Source organism: Ponticoccus litoralis (assembly GCF_039769985.1).
Taxonomy (GTDB): domain Bacteria; phylum Pseudomonadota; class Alphaproteobacteria; order Rhodobacterales; family Rhodobacteraceae; genus Ponticoccus; species Ponticoccus litoralis.
Map to the genome: position 1 here is coordinate 1,268,880 of NZ_JBDNCH010000002.1, position 15,541 is coordinate 1,284,420.

At 67.1% G+C, this 15,541-nt stretch carries 13 protein-coding genes and 2 pseudogenes; 3 read left to right on the forward strand and 12 right to left on the reverse strand.

From position 1 onward, the window contains the following. Window positions 1-50 precede the first annotated feature (50 nt). Together ABFB10_RS07315 and ABFB10_RS07320 are read right to left on the reverse strand one after the other, a co-directional pair. Complete coding sequence (locus tag ABFB10_RS07315; RefSeq protein WP_347166009.1) at window positions 51-1,190, reverse strand: alpha-D-ribose 1-methylphosphonate 5-triphosphate diphosphatase; 1,140 nt, start codon at window positions 1,188-1,190, stop codon at window positions 51-53. A gap of 158 nt (window positions 1,191-1,348) precedes the next feature. Next, the gene (locus tag ABFB10_RS07320; RefSeq protein WP_347166010.1) at window positions 1,349-2,179 is read right to left on the reverse strand and encodes a DUF6473 family protein; all 831 of its coding nucleotides are present in this window, start codon (window positions 2,177-2,179) and stop codon (window positions 1,349-1,351) included. A gap of 155 nt (window positions 2,180-2,334) precedes the next feature. Between ABFB10_RS07320 and ABFB10_RS07325 the strand changes: the two genes are divergently transcribed. Beyond that, window positions 2,335-3,210, forward strand: a complete 876-nt coding sequence (locus tag ABFB10_RS07325; RefSeq protein WP_347166011.1) for a 3-hydroxybutyryl-CoA dehydrogenase — start codon at window positions 2,335-2,337, stop codon at window positions 3,208-3,210. A 150-nt stretch (window positions 3,211-3,360) separates the two neighbouring features. Here the strand turns inward: ABFB10_RS07325 and ABFB10_RS07330 are convergent. The 7 genes and pseudogenes from ABFB10_RS07330 to ABFB10_RS07360 form a co-directional block, all read right to left on the reverse strand. Further along, window positions 3,361-4,108, reverse strand: a pseudogene (locus ABFB10_RS07330) (lysophospholipid acyltransferase family protein). A 191-nt stretch (window positions 4,109-4,299) separates the two neighbouring features. Then, a complete protein-coding gene (locus ABFB10_RS07335) occupies window positions 4,300-4,578 on the reverse strand; it encodes an HPr family phosphocarrier protein (protein WP_347166012.1) in 279 nt (92 codons plus the stop codon). 45 nt (window positions 4,579-4,623) lie between these two features. Next, window positions 4,624-5,022, reverse strand: a complete 399-nt coding sequence (locus tag ABFB10_RS07340) for a PTS sugar transporter subunit IIA (RefSeq protein WP_347166013.1) — start codon at window positions 5,020-5,022, stop codon at window positions 4,624-4,626. Beyond that, window positions 5,019-5,942 carry an RNase adapter RapZ gene (gene rapZ, locus ABFB10_RS07345; RefSeq protein WP_347166014.1) on the reverse strand — a complete coding sequence of 308 codons (924 nt, stop codon included), beginning with the start codon at window positions 5,940-5,942 and terminating at the stop codon, window positions 5,019-5,021. The genes ABFB10_RS07340 and rapZ overlap by 4 nt, the downstream gene beginning before the upstream one ends. Window positions 5,943-5,944: 2 nt before the next feature. Beyond that, window positions 5,945-6,361, reverse strand: a complete 417-nt coding sequence (locus ABFB10_RS07350; RefSeq protein ID WP_347166015.1) for an HPr kinase/phosphorylase — start codon at window positions 6,359-6,361, stop codon at window positions 5,945-5,947. 5 nt (window positions 6,362-6,366) lie between these two features. Next, entirely contained in the window at window positions 6,367-8,088 is a 1,722-nt protein-coding gene (locus ABFB10_RS07355; protein WP_347166016.1) for an ATP-binding protein, read from the reverse strand. A 3-nt stretch (window positions 8,089-8,091) separates the two neighbouring features. After that, complete coding sequence (locus ABFB10_RS07360) at window positions 8,092-8,793, reverse strand: response regulator transcription factor (RefSeq protein ID WP_347166017.1); 702 nt, start codon at window positions 8,791-8,793, stop codon at window positions 8,092-8,094. A 350-nt stretch (window positions 8,794-9,143) separates the two neighbouring features. Between ABFB10_RS07360 and ABFB10_RS07365 the strand changes: the two are divergent. Both ABFB10_RS07365 and ABFB10_RS07370 read left to right on the forward strand, forming a co-directional pair. After that, window positions 9,144-10,744: pseudogene (locus ABFB10_RS07365) on the forward strand (phosphoenolpyruvate carboxykinase). Window positions 10,745-10,907: 163 nt separating this feature from the next. Further along, window positions 10,908-11,453 carry a DUF3859 domain-containing protein gene (locus ABFB10_RS07370; RefSeq protein WP_347166018.1) on the forward strand — a complete coding sequence of 182 codons (546 nt, stop codon included), beginning with the start codon at window positions 10,908-10,910 and terminating at the stop codon, window positions 11,451-11,453. 109 nt (window positions 11,454-11,562) lie between these two features. Here the strand turns inward: ABFB10_RS07370 and ABFB10_RS07375 are convergent, their stop codons facing one another. The 3 genes from ABFB10_RS07375 to ABFB10_RS07385 all read right to left on the reverse strand — a co-directional run bounded on the left by ABFB10_RS07375 (window position 11,563) and on the right by ABFB10_RS07385 (window position 15,320). Then, the gene (locus tag ABFB10_RS07375) at window positions 11,563-12,372 is read right to left on the reverse strand and encodes a division plane positioning ATPase MipZ (RefSeq protein ID WP_347166019.1); all 810 of its coding nucleotides are present in this window, start codon (window positions 12,370-12,372) and stop codon (window positions 11,563-11,565) included. A gap of 136 nt (window positions 12,373-12,508) precedes the next feature. Next, complete coding sequence (locus ABFB10_RS07380) at window positions 12,509-13,882, reverse strand: aspartate aminotransferase family protein (RefSeq protein WP_347166020.1); 1,374 nt, start codon at window positions 13,880-13,882, stop codon at window positions 12,509-12,511. A 13-nt stretch (window positions 13,883-13,895) separates the two neighbouring features. Continuing rightward, on the reverse strand, window positions 13,896-15,320 hold the full coding sequence (locus ABFB10_RS07385; RefSeq protein WP_347167961.1) for an NAD-dependent succinate-semialdehyde dehydrogenase: 1,425 nt from the start codon (window positions 15,318-15,320) through the stop codon (window positions 13,896-13,898). Between the last annotated feature and the right edge of the window lie 221 nt (window positions 15,321-15,541).

Consider the following 15,541-nt stretch of genomic DNA (forward strand, 5'->3'; position numbering starts at 1 on the left):
GTGGCCTGAACGCAGACCACCCTGCGCGCAGGGCGCCCCGGCAGGGAGGGTCAGAAGAACCGTTCCGCCACCGCGCCGCTCATCCAGGCCACCTGCCCGCCCGCGAAACTCGCCACGATGCGGCGCGTCTCACGCTCCACCACCACGAGATCCGCGCGCAGCCCGCTGTCCAGCCGTCCCCGGTCGGTCAGGCCCAGCAGGCGCGCCGGACCGTCAGAGACCAGCGCCCAGGCATCCGCCGCGTCCAGCACCCCCAGTTCGACACAGCGCCAGGCCGCCCGCGCGGGCGAGGGGTAGTGGTAGTCCGAGGCCAGCGCGTCGCACAGCCCCGCCTCGACCAGCGACAGGGCAGAGACATTGCCCGCGTGGCTGGCCCCGCGCACCACATTGGGGGCGCCAAGGATCACCGGCTCGCCCGCCGCCTTCGCGGCCTCGGCGGCCTCGAGGGTCTCGGGGAACTCCGAGATCGTCACACCGCGCGCCCGCCAGTCGGCGCGCATGGCGCCGTCGCGGTCGTCGTGGCTGCCCATGCGCACATCCCGCGCCGCCAGCGCCGCGCAGACCGCATCCAGCGCCCCCGGAACCCCTGCGCCCTCGGCATGCAGGCGCTGCATCAGGGCCAGATGCGCCTCGGGGCTGCGACCGGATTTCAGCGCCTGCCCGGTCAGGCGCCGGGGTGTCCGCCCCTCGGCGAGGCGGGCGTGCGGCAGGTGATCGTTGAACACGACATAGCCGATGCCGAACCGCTCCACCGCCGCCAGGGCCTGCGGGAAACTCTCGACGAAGTAGCTTTCCAGGCGCAGTTGCAGGCGCAGGTCGATGGGCACCGAGGGGGCCACCGCATCCACGGCGGCAAAGACCTCTGCCGCGAAGTCGGGGCCGCGCATGCCGCCCTCCCAGGACCAGAACTGCGCCAGCACGGCGGTGGTGATCCCGCTGACCGCCAGCTCCGCCGCGCAGGCGACCATGCCGCTGTCCCGCTCGCGCAGCGCGCCCCGGCGCGGCGCCATGTGGCGCTCGAACCCGTCGCCATGCGGGTCCACGATACCGGGCAACACGTCGTAGCCCGACAGATCGACGCGGCGGCCAACCGGGTCGGCCTGCAGCTGCCCCCCGGCCATGGCCAGCGCGCCGGAGTCCCAGCCGCCCGGGCGCAGCACCCGCGCCCCCGTGATCGTCAGTTCCAGCATGCGCCGAAGACCTCTGTGGTTGCGCAGAGGGGCATAGCCCCGCACCGCGCCGCCGAAAAGCCCGGAATGGCGCGATGCCCGGCGGCGGGCCACCCTGCCCCCGCCCCCGGCCCTGCCTCGAAGGCCGGGCAGCCTTCCCGGGACAGGGCCCGGGCGGCTCAATCCCAGACGAGGGGCATCAACACGTCTTCCAGCGCCTGCGCCGCCTCGAGATGCGCCGCCGGGCCCAGCAGTTCCGCCGCCGCGCAGGCCTCGAAATCGCTGAAGACCATGCCCCGCGTGCCCTCTGCCACCGCCCGGTCCGACGCCACCACCTCGACCACCGCCTGCACCCGGGGGCGCAGCGTCTCGATCATGTCGCGCGTCACGAAAAGCGGATCGCGCGCCGCCGGGCCGGTGATCCCTGCCGGAACCGCATGATCGGCAAACCAGAACAGCACGACCCGACCGCGGATCTGCGTCAGCACATGTTTCATCCGGGCAATCCAGGCCATGCGCAATTCGTCGGTCACCGCCGCGAAACGCCCTGCCGAGATCGCCTGCAACCGGCCAAGCATGTGCCGGACGAAGTGGAACTCGGTGAAATCCACCTCGGGGTAGAGTGCCCCGAGGCGGTCCGAGGCCCGCAGGAAGCGGTCGTTCCGCCGGGGATGCACGGCATAGAAGCGGTTGGACAGAGTCTGCGCGCCCATGACCTGAACGACCTTGACGCGGGCCCCGGCCACAAGATCCATGACAGCCGGATCGTTGAGATACAGGTCGACCCCGGCGTTCACCACGCCGAAGTTCACGCAGGAAACCGACAGCCGGTCCTCCAGCAGCGCCGGAAACGGCTGTTCCACGAAGTACGCGTAGGTTTCCGTCGCGCCGAGGAAGGCCACGTAGGCACCGTCCAGCAGCCTGCGCGGCCCCCGGAACAGGATCCGCGACGTGCCGTAGCGGCACGGATGATATTCAAGGGCGCCCTGGCCCCCATCCTGTACGGACATTGCGTCCACCCCCTTTTCACCCGAGGGGGAGAATCACAAAATCCCCTTGCCAAATCGCTAATGCGACAATGCCTGTCGAACTGTTCCGGCCTGCCCTTGCGAATGCCCGGACAGCGGCCCTATGTTGTGCCCCGGACGGGCAGAAGGGAACGGACATGGAAATCAAGTCGGTCGGCGTCGTGGGCGCCGGGCAGATGGGCAACGGCATTGCCCACGTCATGGCTCTGGCCGGGTACGACGTCCGCCTCAATGACATCAGCCAGGAGGCGCTGGACAAGGCCTCTGCCCTGATCCGCAAGAACATGGACCGGCAGGTCAGCCGCGAGGCGATCACCGCCGAGGAGCGCGACGCGGCGCTCGACCGCATCCGGACGACGCTGGAACTGTCGCAGGTCGCCAAGACCGACCTGGTGATCGAGGCCGCGACCGAGCGCGAGGAGGTCAAGCACAAGATCTTCGAGGCACTGGTGCCGGAACTGGCCGAGAACACGATCCTGACCTCGAACACCTCGTCGATCTCGATCACCCGGCTGGCCAGCCGGACCGACCGGCCCGAGCGCTTCATGGGCTTCCATTTCATGAACCCGGTGCCGCTGATGCAGCTGGTGGAACTGATCCGCGGCATCGCCACGGACCAGGAGACCTACGAGGCCTGCCTGAACGTCGTCGAGACCCTTGGCAAGACCGCCGCCAGCGCCGAGGATTTCCCCGCCTTCATCGTCAACCGCATCCTGATCCCGATGATCAACGAAGCCTGCTACACGCTGTACGAAGGCGTCGGCAACGTGCGGTCGATCGACATGGCGATGAAACTGGGCGCCAACCATCCCATGGGGCCGCTGGAACTGGCGGATTTCATCGGGCTGGACACCTGCCTTGCGATCATGAACGTGCTGCACGACGGGCTGGCGGACACCAAGTACCGCCCCTGCCCGCTGCTGACGAAATACGTCGAGGCGGGCTGGCTGGGCCGCAAGACCAAGCGCGGTTTCTACGACTATCGCGGCGACAGCCCGGTGCCGACGCGCTGAGATCTGGCGGGAGCGTCGATGCGCCCCCGAAACGCGCCCCATGGCGTGGTTTCGGCCTGACGGTCTCGCGGTCTTGGGGCTCTGCCCCAAACCCCGAGGGTATTTGGACCAAGAAGAAACAGGGGCGCCGGCGCGGGTGGCGGCGCCGGTTCAGTCTTCGCGCAGCGACAGCACCCGATCGCGCAGCCATTGCACGAAATCGCGGGTGCCGCCGGTGAAGGCCCTGACCTCTGCCGGGGAGATCGGCTGGCCCACGACCGGCTTCTGGTCCCTGCCGCAGGCGTGCACGACCTCGTGGATCAGCAGCCCCTGCCGGATCGTCGGAGAAACCTTGTTGGCGATCTGGTAGGCGCGCGAGTTCTGGCCCGGGAAGAAGACCGGCACAACGGTCGCCCCCGAGCGCTGGATCATCCGCGCCGTGAAGGGGTTCCAGCCGGCCTCGACCGCCGGGCCGAACCATGTTTCGGACGAGGCGACCACCCCCGATGGGAAGAGCACGATCACGCCGCCGCCGGCGAGGTGATCCATGGCGCGGGCGCGCATGTCCAGGCTTTGTTCCTTGGCGTTCTCTTCGTGCGGGAAGGGCACCGGGATCATGAAGGGCTCGATCTCCTTGACGCCGGTCAGCAGCGACCGGGTCAGGATCTTGTAGTCCTCGCGCACGCGACCGATCAGATCGGCGAGCACCATGCCGTCCACCAGCCCGTGCGGGTGGTTGGCCACGACGATCACCGGCCCCGTCTTCGGGATGCGGGCAATCTGGTCCGCCGGGGTGTTCAGCCCGATCCGCATGATGCTCAGCGCCTGCCGCCAGAAGGCCTGACCCTCGAGCCGGGCCGATGCGTTCGAACCGGCGCACCATGCGCAGCAAGGGGATCTTGCCCGTCGCCCATTCCATCGCGCGGATGGTATTGGCCTTCCACGGATTGGTGAAGGTATTGGCGTAGCTGATCTTGCGCTTGTCGTAGGGCGCGGGGGCCGCCGGTCTGCGCGCACTGGGCCTTGCGGCCCGTTGCACGGGTGCTGTCGACCATGCGTCTCTCTGCGATCCCGTGCAAAGGCTGGCCCATCCGCATCCGTCAGCCGGGCCTAGCGATCCTCTCCGAAGCGGTTGGCCACAAGCGCCTCGACCGCATCCGCCAGTGCCTCGGCATCCGGTCCCGAGGTCTGGACCTCAATAGTGGTTCCTTTGGCGGCTGCCAACATCAAAAGCCCCATAATGCTGTCGCCACTGGCGGACATTCCGTCGCGACAGACTTCTGCCGTCGCGTCAAATGCCTCTACCACTTCGACCAGCCGGGCCGAGGCGCGGGCATGCAGGCCCTTCTCATTGACGATCTTCATGTCGCGGCGCAGGGGTGAGGTCATGGCGAAGGCCTTCCTTGGGTCTTTGGCGGGGCGCAGGCCCCGATGTCAGGAGGGATGCGCCGGGACGTTCTGCGCGTCAATATACTTCCGCCCCGCCTCGAGCGCCGCGCGCACGGCCTCGCCCACCGACAGGTGGCGGCTTTTGGCCAGCTTGATCAGCATCGGCAGGTTCGCGCCGTAGAGGATGCGGCGGTCGGCGTGGCGGCAGGCGTCCAGCGACAGGTTGGACGGAGAGCCGCCGAACATGTCGGTCACGATGACGACCCCCTGCCCCTGGTCCACGGCATTGGCGGCGGCGCCGATCTCTGCCTTCTTGCCGTCGCGGTCGCAGTCGGCCTCGATGGCGATGGCGGTCATGCCCTTCTGTTCGCCCACCACATGCTGCACTGCAGCCAGGTATTCCCTGGCCAGGCCACCATGCGCGACGATAACGATCCCGATCACTCGGATGCCTTTCCGGTATGGCTGGCCGGCCCTGCCGCGGGTTGCCCGCGGCGCTCCAGCTCGCGGTGCCGAATAGACACCCGCCAGCCTTCCTGTGCAAGAGCATCGGCCGGGTTTTCTGCAAGTGCAACAGAGCGGTGCTTGCCGCCGGTACAGCCGAAGCCGATGGCGAAATGCGCCTTGCCCTCTTCGACGCAGGCCGGCAGCACCAGAAGCGACAGATCGCGGACCTTGTCGAGAAACGGGCTGTAGCGCGGATCGGCGGCGACGTATTGCGCCACCTCCGGTTCGAGCCCGGTATGGGGCCGCAGCTCTGGCACCCAATGCGGGTTCGACAGGAAGCGGCAGTCGAAGACCATGTCGAGGCCCTGCGGCAGCCCGCGCTTGTAGGAAAAGCTCTGCACGGACACGGCCATGCCCTGCGCGCCGGCGCGGGCGAACCAACCCTCCATCTCGGCCTTGAAGTCGTGGATCGACAGTTCCGAGGTGTCGATCAGGATGTCGGCGCGCCCGCGCAGGTCTTCCAGGATTGCCTTCTCGCGCAGGATGCCGTCTGTCGGCGTCTCGTCCGGGGCCAGCGGGTGGCGGCGGCGGGTCTCGCTGTAGCGCCGCGCCAGCACCTCTGTGCTGCAATCGAGGTAGAGCAGATCGACGGAACGCGCGGCATCCCCGGCCAGAACCCTGCGCAGCTCCAGCAACCCCTCGGTGCTGAAGTCGCGGTTGCGCACATCGATGCCCAGGGCCATCGGGCGCAGCTGCGCGCCGTCGCCCTCGATCAGGCGCGGGATAAGGCTGAGGGGAATATTGTCGATTGCCTCGAACCCCTGATCCTCCAGCACGTTGATGGCGGACGAGCGTCCGGCCCCCGAAGGGCCGGTGACAAGCACGATGCGGCTGGTATTGGCGATGGTCTGGTCCATGTTCACAGTCTCCGACCCTGGCAAAGATATTGCACCAGGGCTGCGGACAAATAGGGGGACGCGGGATTGTGAAGCAACGGGAATTCGACCCCCAGCAGGCGCCTTGTCCGGAAAGGCGGCAAACGTTCGGTTTCCGGGGTGTCGAGATCGAGGATCGCGGCCAGGGCCGTGTCGCCCGCAGGGGTCGCGTTCAGCAGGCCGATGCCGCGCGCCTCTATCATGCCGCGAATCGCCTCGGGGGCGGTCAGGCGGACCGTGTCGCCCTGCCGCGTGGCAATCACCCGGTCGTCGGCGATCAGCGCCGCACCGCGCGCCATCAGCTCGAGCGCCAGCCCCGACTTGCCAGAGCCGCTGGCCCCGCAGATCAGCAGGCCGCGCCCGCGCAGCGCGACCGCAGAGGCATGCAGAACCTCCGACACCGGGATCAGACCGGCAGGCCCACCACGAAGCGGGCGCCAAGAGGTTCAGAGGTCACGTCCGCTTCGGTCGGGCGGATGTTCTCGGCCCAGATCACGCCGCCATGCGCCTCGACGATCTGCTTGGAGATCGCCAGGCCGAGGCCCGAGTTGTTGCCGAAATCCTGTTGGGGGCGCGAGGTGTAGAAGCGCTTGAAGATCTTGCCCAGCGATTCCTCGGGGATGCCGGGGCCGGTATCCTCGACCACCACCAGCACGCGGTTGTCGCGCTTGCGCACCCAGACCCGGATCGCGTCGCCGTCCTCGCAGAAGGAAATGGCGTTGGAGATCAGGTTGACGAAGACCTGCGCCAGCCGCGGCTCCAGCCCGTTGATGGTGATCGGGCGCTTGGGCAGGTCCGAGATGAACTCGATCCCCTTGGAACGGGCGTCCTGCCCGAGGAATTCCCCGAGGTTGCCCAGCATGTCCAGCAGGTCGAATTCCTGCTCGTCTTCCTTCACAAGCTCGGAATCCAGCCGCGAGGCGTTGGAGATGTCGCTGACCAGCCGGTCGAGGCGGCGCACGTCATGCTCGATCACGTCCAGCAGCTTGTTGCGATGCTCTTCCTTCTTGACGATGCGCAGGCTGCCGATGGCAGAGCGCAGCGAGGCAAGCGGGTTCTTGATCTCATGCGCCACGTCGGCGGCGAACTGTTCGTTGCTGTCGATCCGGTCGTAAAGCGCGCCGACCATGCCGCGCAGGGCGCCGGACAGGCGGCCGATCTCGTCGGGGCGCGCGGTCAGGTCGGGGATGCGGATGCGGCCCACGCCCTTGTGCTTGCGGTTGCGGTCGCGACCGATTTCGGCGGCGTCGGCAAGGTCCGAGATCGGGTTGGCGATGGTCGAGGCCAGCACGAGGCTGAGACCGATGGACACCAGCGTCGCGATCACGAACATCTGCAACACGCGCTCACGCTCTGCGCTGACGGCGGCGTCGATCTCGCGCGCCGGAGAGACCAGCGCCACGGTGCCGAGGATCACGTCGCCCTGCCGGATCGGGCTGAACGCGTGGAACAGGGTTTCGCCCTCCGGCCCGGTGCCGGTCTCGACCCGGGTCTCGGCGGGATCGCCCGCTTCGATCAGGCGGCGCAGCCTGTCTTCGAGCACCAGCTCGGGCTCGGCGGCGTAATAGGTGAAAAGGCCGGCCACGCCCTGCCAGACGGTGTCGAGGAAATCCGTGATCAGGGTGGGCTTGGTGTCCCCCGGCGCGGCGGGGATCGCGGGTGCCAGAGCGCCCGTGGCCTCGCCCACGAGAAAACCTGCACTGTCGTAGACCAGCAGCTGTGCGCCCTGGCGCAGCTCGATCCCCGCGACGGTCGCGGCGATATCCGGCCCCCCGACGCGGCCCGGGCCGCTGTCCGGCGCAGCCTCCAGCCCGGCCTCGAAGACGTCGGCGATCAGCTCCACCTGCGCCTGCAACCCGTTGATGCGCTGCACAGCAAGCGTGTCGCGTGACGAGTTCAGCCAAAGCACCCCGGCCACCAGAACGTTCAGGGCGATCAGGTTGAAGGTGATGATCTTGCGCGTCAGCGGAGAGCGGTTGAGCGTCGACAGGCCGCCGCGCCGCGCGCGGCTGTCGCGCAGCTCTTGTTCCACCGTGCTGTCCGGGGCAACCCAATCGTCGCCCAGAACAACATCGGCATCGCGGCGATCCACCTCGCCTTGGTTCGGGACCCGCTCGGCCAGGGCCATGACCTACTCTTCGTTGTAGCGGTAGCCGATGCCGTACAATGTCTCGATCGCCGAGAAATCGGTATCGACGCTGCGCATCTTCTTGCGCAGACGCTTGATGTGACTGTCGATGGTGCGGTCGTCGACGTAGACCTGATCGTCATAGGCCACGTCCATCAGCTGATCGCGCGACTTGACGAAGCCGGGACGCTGGGCCAGCGCCTGCAACAGCAGGAATTCGGTGACGGTCAGCGACACGTCCTTGCCCTTCCACGATACCGCGTGGCGCAGCGGGTCCATGGTCAGAGAGCCGCGGGTCATCAGCTTGGTCTCTTCGGTGTCGCCCACGACCTCGCCGGCCACGGCCTCTTGCCGGCGCAGCAGGGCGCGGATGCGTTCCACCAGAAGGCGCTGGCTGAAGGGCTTCTTGACGTAGTCGTCGGCACCCATGCGCAGGCCCAGAACCTCGTCGATCTCGTCGTCCTTGGAGGTCAGGAAGATCACCGGCATCTTGGATTTCTGGCGCACGCGCTGCAGCAGGTCCATGCCGTCCATGCGCGGCATCTTGATGTCGAAGACGGCCATGTCGGGCATCTTCTTGTTGAACGCTTCAAGCGCCGCCTGTCCGTCATTGTAGGTCTCGACCTCAAACCCTTCTGCCTCAAGAGTCATCGACACCGATGTCAGGATGTTCCTGTCATCGTCCACAAGGGCGATCTTAGACATTCTACTTGTCCTTATACTGCTCTGGTTGCCTTATTTTTTCCGAACTATCGGCGATTTCCCGCTTTCCGACAATGTAAAAGTGCGAGATCGGGCCAGCCCGCGCCCCTCATCGGACCCGAATTTCGCAAAGGAATGGCTAAAAAGCCTCACCTGTTTCCGATGCATTGCAGCGGCTGCCCATTGGTTCCGCTAACGGCATTTTGGTTGCGCTAAACCCTGCCTGATAACGCTAACCGCGCGATTGCGTCCTGTTCCATTCCAAAACCCCCGTGTTAAAGCATCCGCCATCGGCGCGGCTCTGCGCCGCAGTTTTATTACGCGTGATCACGCGTGCGACAGGAGCAAGACAGATGGCATCTGGACGGGTCAACCCGAACTTCCGGCTTGAGGATCAGGGGATCGAGGGGCTGGGCAATGTCTACTACAACCTCATGGAGCCCGCGCTGATCGAAGCCGCCCTGAAGCGCGGCGAAGGCACGCTGGGCAAAGGCGGCGCCTTCCTCGTCACCACCGGCAAATACACCGGTACCGTTCGCCGCAGGACAAATTCGTGGTCCGCACGCCTTCGGTCGAGGACACCATCTGGTGGGAAAACAACCAGCCGATGGACCCGGACGCCTTCGACCGGCTTTACGACGACATGATCGCGCACATGAAGGGCAAGGACCTTTACGTGCAGGACCTCACCGGCGGCGCCGATCCGCAGAACGCCATCGACGTGCGCGTGGTGACGGAACTGGCCTGGCACAACCTCTTCATCCGCCACATGCTGCGCCGCCCCGACCGCGAGGATCTGGACAGCTTCACCGCCGATTACACGATCATCAACTGCCCCTCCTTCAAGGCCGACCCGGAAAAGCACGGCTGCCGGTCCGAAACGGTGATCGCGCTGAACTTCGACCGAAAGCTGATCCTGATCGGCAACACCGAATACGCGGGCGAGAACAAGAAGGGCGTGTTCACGCTGCTGAACTACATCCTGCCGGGCAAGGGCATCATGGCGATGCACTGCTCTGCCAACCACGCCCCCGGCAACCCGGTCGACACCGCGGTGTTCTTCGGCCTGTCCGGCACCGGCAAGACCACGCTTTCGGCTGACCCCGACCGGGTGCTGATCGGCGATGACGAGCACGGCTGGTCGGATCGCGGCACCTTCAACTTCGAGGGCGGCTGCTACGCCAAGACCATCAACCTCAGCCGCGAGGCAGAGCCCGAGATCTACGCCACCACCGAGAAATTCGGCACGGTGATCGAGAACATGGTCTTCGACCCCGAAACCTTCGATCTGGATTTCGAGGACGACAGCCTGACCGCGAACATGCGCTGCGCCTACCCGCTGCACTACATCTCGAACGCCTCGAAGACGGCGCTTGGCGGGCACCCCAAGAACATCATCATGCTGACCTGCGACGCCTTCGGCGTCCTGCCCTCGATCGCGCGGCTGACCCCGGCGCAGGCGATGTACCACTTCCTGTCGGGCTTCACGGCCAAGGTGGCCGGGACCGAGCGTGGCGTGACCGAGCCGCAGCCGACCTTCTCGACCTGCTTCGGCGCGCCCTTCATGCCGCGCCGCCCCGAAGCCTACGGCAAGCTGCTGCAGGAAAAGATCGCCAAGCACGGCGCGACCTGCTGGCTGGTCAACACCGGCTGGACCGGCGGCGCCTACGGCACCGGCTCGCGCATGCCGATCAAGGCGACCCGCGCCCTGCTGCACGCGGCCCTGAACGGCTCTCTGGCGGATGCAGAGTTCCGCAAGGACGCGAACTTCGGCTTCGAAGTCCCGGTTTCGGTCGAGGGCGTGCCGGAACTGCTGCTGGACCCGCGCAAGACATGGGACGACAAGGCCGCCTATGACGCGCAGGCCGAAAAGCTGGTGGGCATGTTTGCCGAGAACTTCGCCCAGTACGTGCCCTACATCGACGACGACGTGAAGGCCGCCGCCATCGGCTGAGCCCGCAGGCATCGCTGACGACCCTGACGCCCTCGCCATCGCGGGGGCGTCTTCACATGCGGCAGCGGGATCGGCGGCCCGCCGCTCTCACGCCGCCGTGCGTTCCCGGGCGGACCGCCGCGTGATAGCCTGCACCGGACCCGCGACCGATCCGGAGACATGCATGATCCGCACCGCCACGCTTGCCCTGCTGCTGTCCGCCAGCGCCCTTGCCGCCGAGACGGCCACCGGCGCCTTCTCCAACACTCCGGTCGAGCTGCTGGGCTTCGGCGTGATCTGTGAGGTCGAACTGCAGGGCCAGCGCGAGGCGCCGGACACGCTGTCCGGCATCCTCAATATCGTCGATCAGGACCGCGAGATCGACGTGACCACGCCCCGCGTCCCCGCCGACCTCGGGCTCAGCTTCGGGGTCCGGGCGGGTCTCTTGCCCGGCACGGCGGTCCCGGGAATGGTCGATATCGTGGTGACCCACCCGCCCATGGGCGACAGCGGCATCACCGTCGAGCGCTGGCAGGCGGTGATGAGCGGCGGGGAAACCACGATCAACCTATTCACCTTCGAGCACGCCTTCGAGATGGTCGAGGGGCCCCGGCTCTTCCAGATCGTCAAGGACGGCGAGGTGCTGCTTCAGCAACCCTTCGAGGTCACCCCCTCGGGCAGCGTGCCGCCGGTCCAGAAGGCCTGCTTCGGCGCGCGGCTGATGTCCTGACGACCGGGGCGCGGCCTGCAGGCTTTCGGGTTGCGCCCGAGGCCCCGTGACACGGCGGCCCGGCAAGGCCGGCGGTGCGGCAAGCCCGTCGCGCCCCATGCGAAGCGGTCTAGAACTTCACCTCGACCCCGGGCAGCTTCAGCGTCTTCAGAAGGTCCCGCAATTCCTGCCGCGCCGCGACGTTCGAGATGTTCAGCTGCCGCACGCCGATGTCCTTGAGGTCCAGCAGGGTCAGCCCGCGCGGGAACAGCTCGCGGAAGACCACGCGCTCGGAAAAGCCCGGCGCGATGCGGAACCCGATCCGCTTGGACAGGGCCGCGATGGCGCGTTCGATCTTCATCTTGTTGACCATCTGCTGCACGCCCAGACGGTTGCGCAGCACGACCCAGTCGATTGCCGGAAGCCCGGCCTGCGCGCGCTGCTGGCGGGCCGCCCAGACCATTTCCGAATAGACCGAGGGACCGATGATCCGGTCGCCGTCGCTGTCGATATGCGCCAGCAGGTCGAAATCCACGAAACTGTCGTTCAGCGGCGTCACCAGCGTATCCGCCAGCGAATGCGCCACCTCTGCCAGCCGGGTATGAGAGCCGGGGCAATCGATGATGATGAAATCCGAGACCGGCTTCAGCGCCGCCACGGCCTGCGTCAGGCGGTGGGCCACGGGATCCTCGCCGGGCGGCAGGCTGGCCTCGTCGATCTCGGGCAGGTCCATGTAGCTGGGCGTGGGCAGGTCGACCCCGACCTCATCCAGATGCTTGCGCCGGTTTTCAAGATAGCGGGCAAGGCTCTTCTGGCGCAGGTCAAGATCGATGGCGCCGACGCGGTGCCCCAGCCGGGCCAGCGCCGTTGCGATATGCATCGAGACGGTGGATTTGCCCGCGCCGCCCTTCTCGTTCCCGATGACGATGATATGTGCCATGTCGCCCCTGCCTCTGCCCCGTCTGTGCGGTGGCTGCTGCCGTGCAACATGATCCTGCGACCGGCGTCAAGAGGCGCCGTGACTGTCGGGCAGGACGGAAGCAATACCGCCCTGCCCCTTTGGGATTCGGCCTTTCCTAGCCCAGCACCTCGGCAACCGCCGCCGCCGTCTTGGTGGCGATCTCGTCGGCCTCTTCGCGGGTCAGGCAGAAGGGCGGCGCAAAGCCGAGGATATCGCCCTGCGGCATCGCCCGCGCGATCACGCCCCGGTCGAGAAGCGCCGCCGCGATGCGCGCGCCGACCTTCTCGGAGGCGTCGAAGAACACGCGGTCCTCGCGCTCCTGCACCAGTTCGACGGCACAGAGCAGGCCCTCGCCGCGCACCTCGCCGACGTTGCGGTGTGCCCCCAGCGCGTCGGTCAGCGCGGCCTTGAAATAGGCCCCGGTTTCGCCCGCGTTCTGCACGAGGTTCAGCTCGTCGATGAGCCGCAGGTTCGCGACACCCGCCGCCGCGCCGATGGGGTGGGCCGAGTAGGTCCAGCCATGGCCGATGGGGCCGTTTTCATCGGTGCCCTGCTCCAGAACCTTCCACATCTTGTCCGACACGATGGTCCCCGACAGCGGCGCATAGGCCGAGGTCAGACCCTTTGCGATGGTGATCAGGTCCGGCTTCAGCCCGTAGTGGGTCGAGCCCATCATGGTGCCCAGCCGCCCGAAGCCCGTCACCACCTCGTCGGCGATCAGCAGGATGTCGTGCTTGGCCAGCACCTCCTGAATGGCGGCCCAATAGCCCGCGGGCGGCGGAACGAGGCCCCCGGTGCCCAGCGCGGGCTCGCCGATGAAGGCGGCGATGGTGTCGGCGCCCTCGCGCTCGATCAGCGCCTCAAGCTCGGCCACGCAATGCGCGACGAAATCGGCCTCGGACATCGCCAGATCGGGGCGGCGGTAGTAATAGGGCGCCTCGGTGTGGATCACCTGCGCCAGCGGCAGGTCGAACTTCTTGTGGAACAGCTCCAGCCCGGTCAGCGAGCCGGTCATCAGGCCCGAACCGTGGTAGCCGCGCCAGCGCGAGATGATCTTCTTCTTCTGCGGCAGCCCGCGGATGTTGTTGTAGTACCAGACCAGCTTGATGTTGGTCTCGTTCGCGTCCGACCCCGACAGGCCGAAGTAGACCTTCGACATGTGGTCCGGCGCGCGGTCCAGCACCATCTTGGCCAGCGTGATCGAGGCTTCGGTGCCGTGGCCCACGTAAGCGTGGTAATAGGCCAGCTCGCGCGCCTGCGCGGCGATGGCCTCGGCGATCTCGGGGCGGCCATAGCCCACGTTCACGCAGTAGAGACCGGCGAAGGCATCCAGCAGGCGGGTGCCGTCACGGTCCTCGATATGGCAGCCCTGCCCGCCCTTGATGATGCGGCTGGGCGCCTCGCCCCGGGCGAATTGCGCAAGGTGGGTGGAGGGGTGGAAGAAGTTCTCGCGGTCCCACTGGTCGAGTTGGTCGTCGTTTCTAAGCATATGTAGTCTCCTTTCAGCCCCAGTCGCGGCAGACGTATTTGATATCGGTGAAGGCCTCGAGCCCCTGACGGGCGCCTTCGCGGCCCAGCCCCGACTGCTTGACCCCGCCAAAGGGGATCGGTGCGCCGGTGACCTTGGTGCGGTTGACCGCGACCATGCCGAACTGCAACGCGCGGGTCATGCGGTAGATCCGGCGCGGGTCCTGGCTGTGGACATAGGCCACAAGGCCGTATTCGGTGGCATTGGCCCGCGCGATGACCTCTTCCTCGGTGTCGAAGGGGGTCAGCGGGGCGACGGGGCCGAAGTTTTCCTCGGACATGATCGCGGCCTCGTCGGGCACATCGGCCAGCACCGTCGGGCGGAAGAACAGCGGGCCGAGGCCCTCATCCACCGTGCCGCCGGTCAGCAGCTTCGCGCCCTTGGCGACGGCATCCGCGACCTGTTCGACCTGCTTGGCCACGGCGCGCTCGTGGATCAGCGGGCCGATGTCGGGGTCGTTCTCGCCCACCCCCATGCTCAGCGCCTCGACGGCGCGGGTGAACTTCTCGCAGAAGGCGTCGTAGACCTCGCGGTGGATGTAGAAGCGGTTCGCGCCAAGGCAGTCCTGCCCCGAGGTGGCGAACTTGGCCTTCACCGCTTCGCTCACAGCGCGGTCCAGATCCGCAGAAGGGAAGACGATGAAGGGCGCGTGGCCGCCAAGCTCCAGCACCAGCCGCTTCACGGTGTCGGCGGACTGGCGATAGAGCAGCCGCCCGACCTCGGTCGAGCCGGTGAAGGACAGGGCGCGCACGCGGGCATCCGCCGTCCATTCGCCCACGATGGTCGCGGCATCGCCGATGACGGTGGACATCACGCCCTCGGGGAAGCCCGCGCGATGGGCCAGCACCGACAACGCCAGCGCCGAGAGCGGCGTCTCTACCGAGGGGTGGATGACCACGGAACAGCCCGCCGCCAGCGCGGCGGCGGCCTTGCGGGTGATCATGGCGCAGGGGAAATTCCACGGCGTGATCAGCGCGGCCACGCCCACCGGTTCGCGCCACAGCTCCATTTCCGCATCGGCAAGATGCGAGGTCACGCCCTCGATGTTCGGGCGCAGCGCCTCTTCGGCGTAGAACTGTACGAAGCTGGCAGCATAATCGATCTCTCCGCGCGCCTCGCCGATTGGCTTGCCCTGCTCGGCCACCATGATCCGGGCGAGGTCTTCCTTGGCCTCGACGATCAGCGCGTGCCAGCGGTGCAGGATGGCCGCGCGGTGCTGCGGCAGCGTCACCGACCACCCGGCAAAGGCCTTGTGCGCGGCCTCCACGGCCTCTCGCGCGCCGGTGGCATCGCTCATGGCGACCTGCGCCACCACGTCGCCGGTGGCGGGGTTGCGCACCGCAAGCCGCCCGTGTCCGGGAAAGTCGCCCGCGTGCTGCACAAGCGCCGCATCGGCGATCCAGTGGCTTTGGTCCGTTCGACATGTCACTCATGGCAAATCTCCTTCTTCGAAGGATGGTTCGCACGGGCAGGGCAGAGGCTTTGCCTGTTTGCAGGTCACGCGGCAGAGGATTCCTCTGTTCCGGCCATCCAAGGCAGAGAAACTGCCTGCCGGACCGCGCAGGCAGGGCGAGCGCTGCGCCCGGCGCGATCAGAGGCATGACCTACGATCAGCGTGCA

Bases quoted from the DNA above. Each gene is read 5' to 3' on its own strand.
- ABFB10_RS07315 (WP_347166009.1), bottom strand. From the start codon at position 1,190: ATGCTGGAACTGACGATCACGGGGGCGCGGGTGCTGCGCCCGGGCGGC.
- ABFB10_RS07370 (WP_347166018.1), top strand. From the start codon at position 10,908: ATGATCCGCACCGCCACGCTTGCCCTGCTGCTGTCCGCCAGCGCCCTT.
- ABFB10_RS07375 (WP_347166019.1), bottom strand. From the start codon at position 12,372: ATGGCACATATCATCGTCATCGGGAACGAGAAGGGCGGCGCGGGCAAA.
- ABFB10_RS07355 (WP_347166016.1), bottom strand. From the start codon at position 8,088: ATGGCCCTGGCCGAGCGGGTCCCGAACCAAGGCGAGGTGGATCGCCGC.
- rapZ (WP_347166014.1), bottom strand. From the start codon at position 5,942: ATGGACCAGACCATCGCCAATACCAGCCGCATCGTGCTTGTCACCGGC.
- ABFB10_RS07320 (WP_347166010.1), bottom strand. From the start codon at position 2,179: ATGTCCGTACAGGATGGGGGCCAGGGCGCCCTTGAATATCATCCGTGC.
- ABFB10_RS07325 (WP_347166011.1), top strand. From the start codon at position 2,335: ATGGAAATCAAGTCGGTCGGCGTCGTGGGCGCCGGGCAGATGGGCAAC.
- ABFB10_RS07360 (WP_347166017.1), bottom strand. From the start codon at position 8,793: ATGTCTAAGATCGCCCTTGTGGACGATGACAGGAACATCCTGACATCG.
- ABFB10_RS07335 (WP_347166012.1), bottom strand. From the start codon at position 4,578: ATGACCTCACCCCTGCGCCGCGACATGAAGATCGTCAATGAGAAGGGC.
- ABFB10_RS07380 (WP_347166020.1), bottom strand. From the start codon at position 13,882: ATGCTTAGAAACGACGACCAACTCGACCAGTGGGACCGCGAGAACTTC.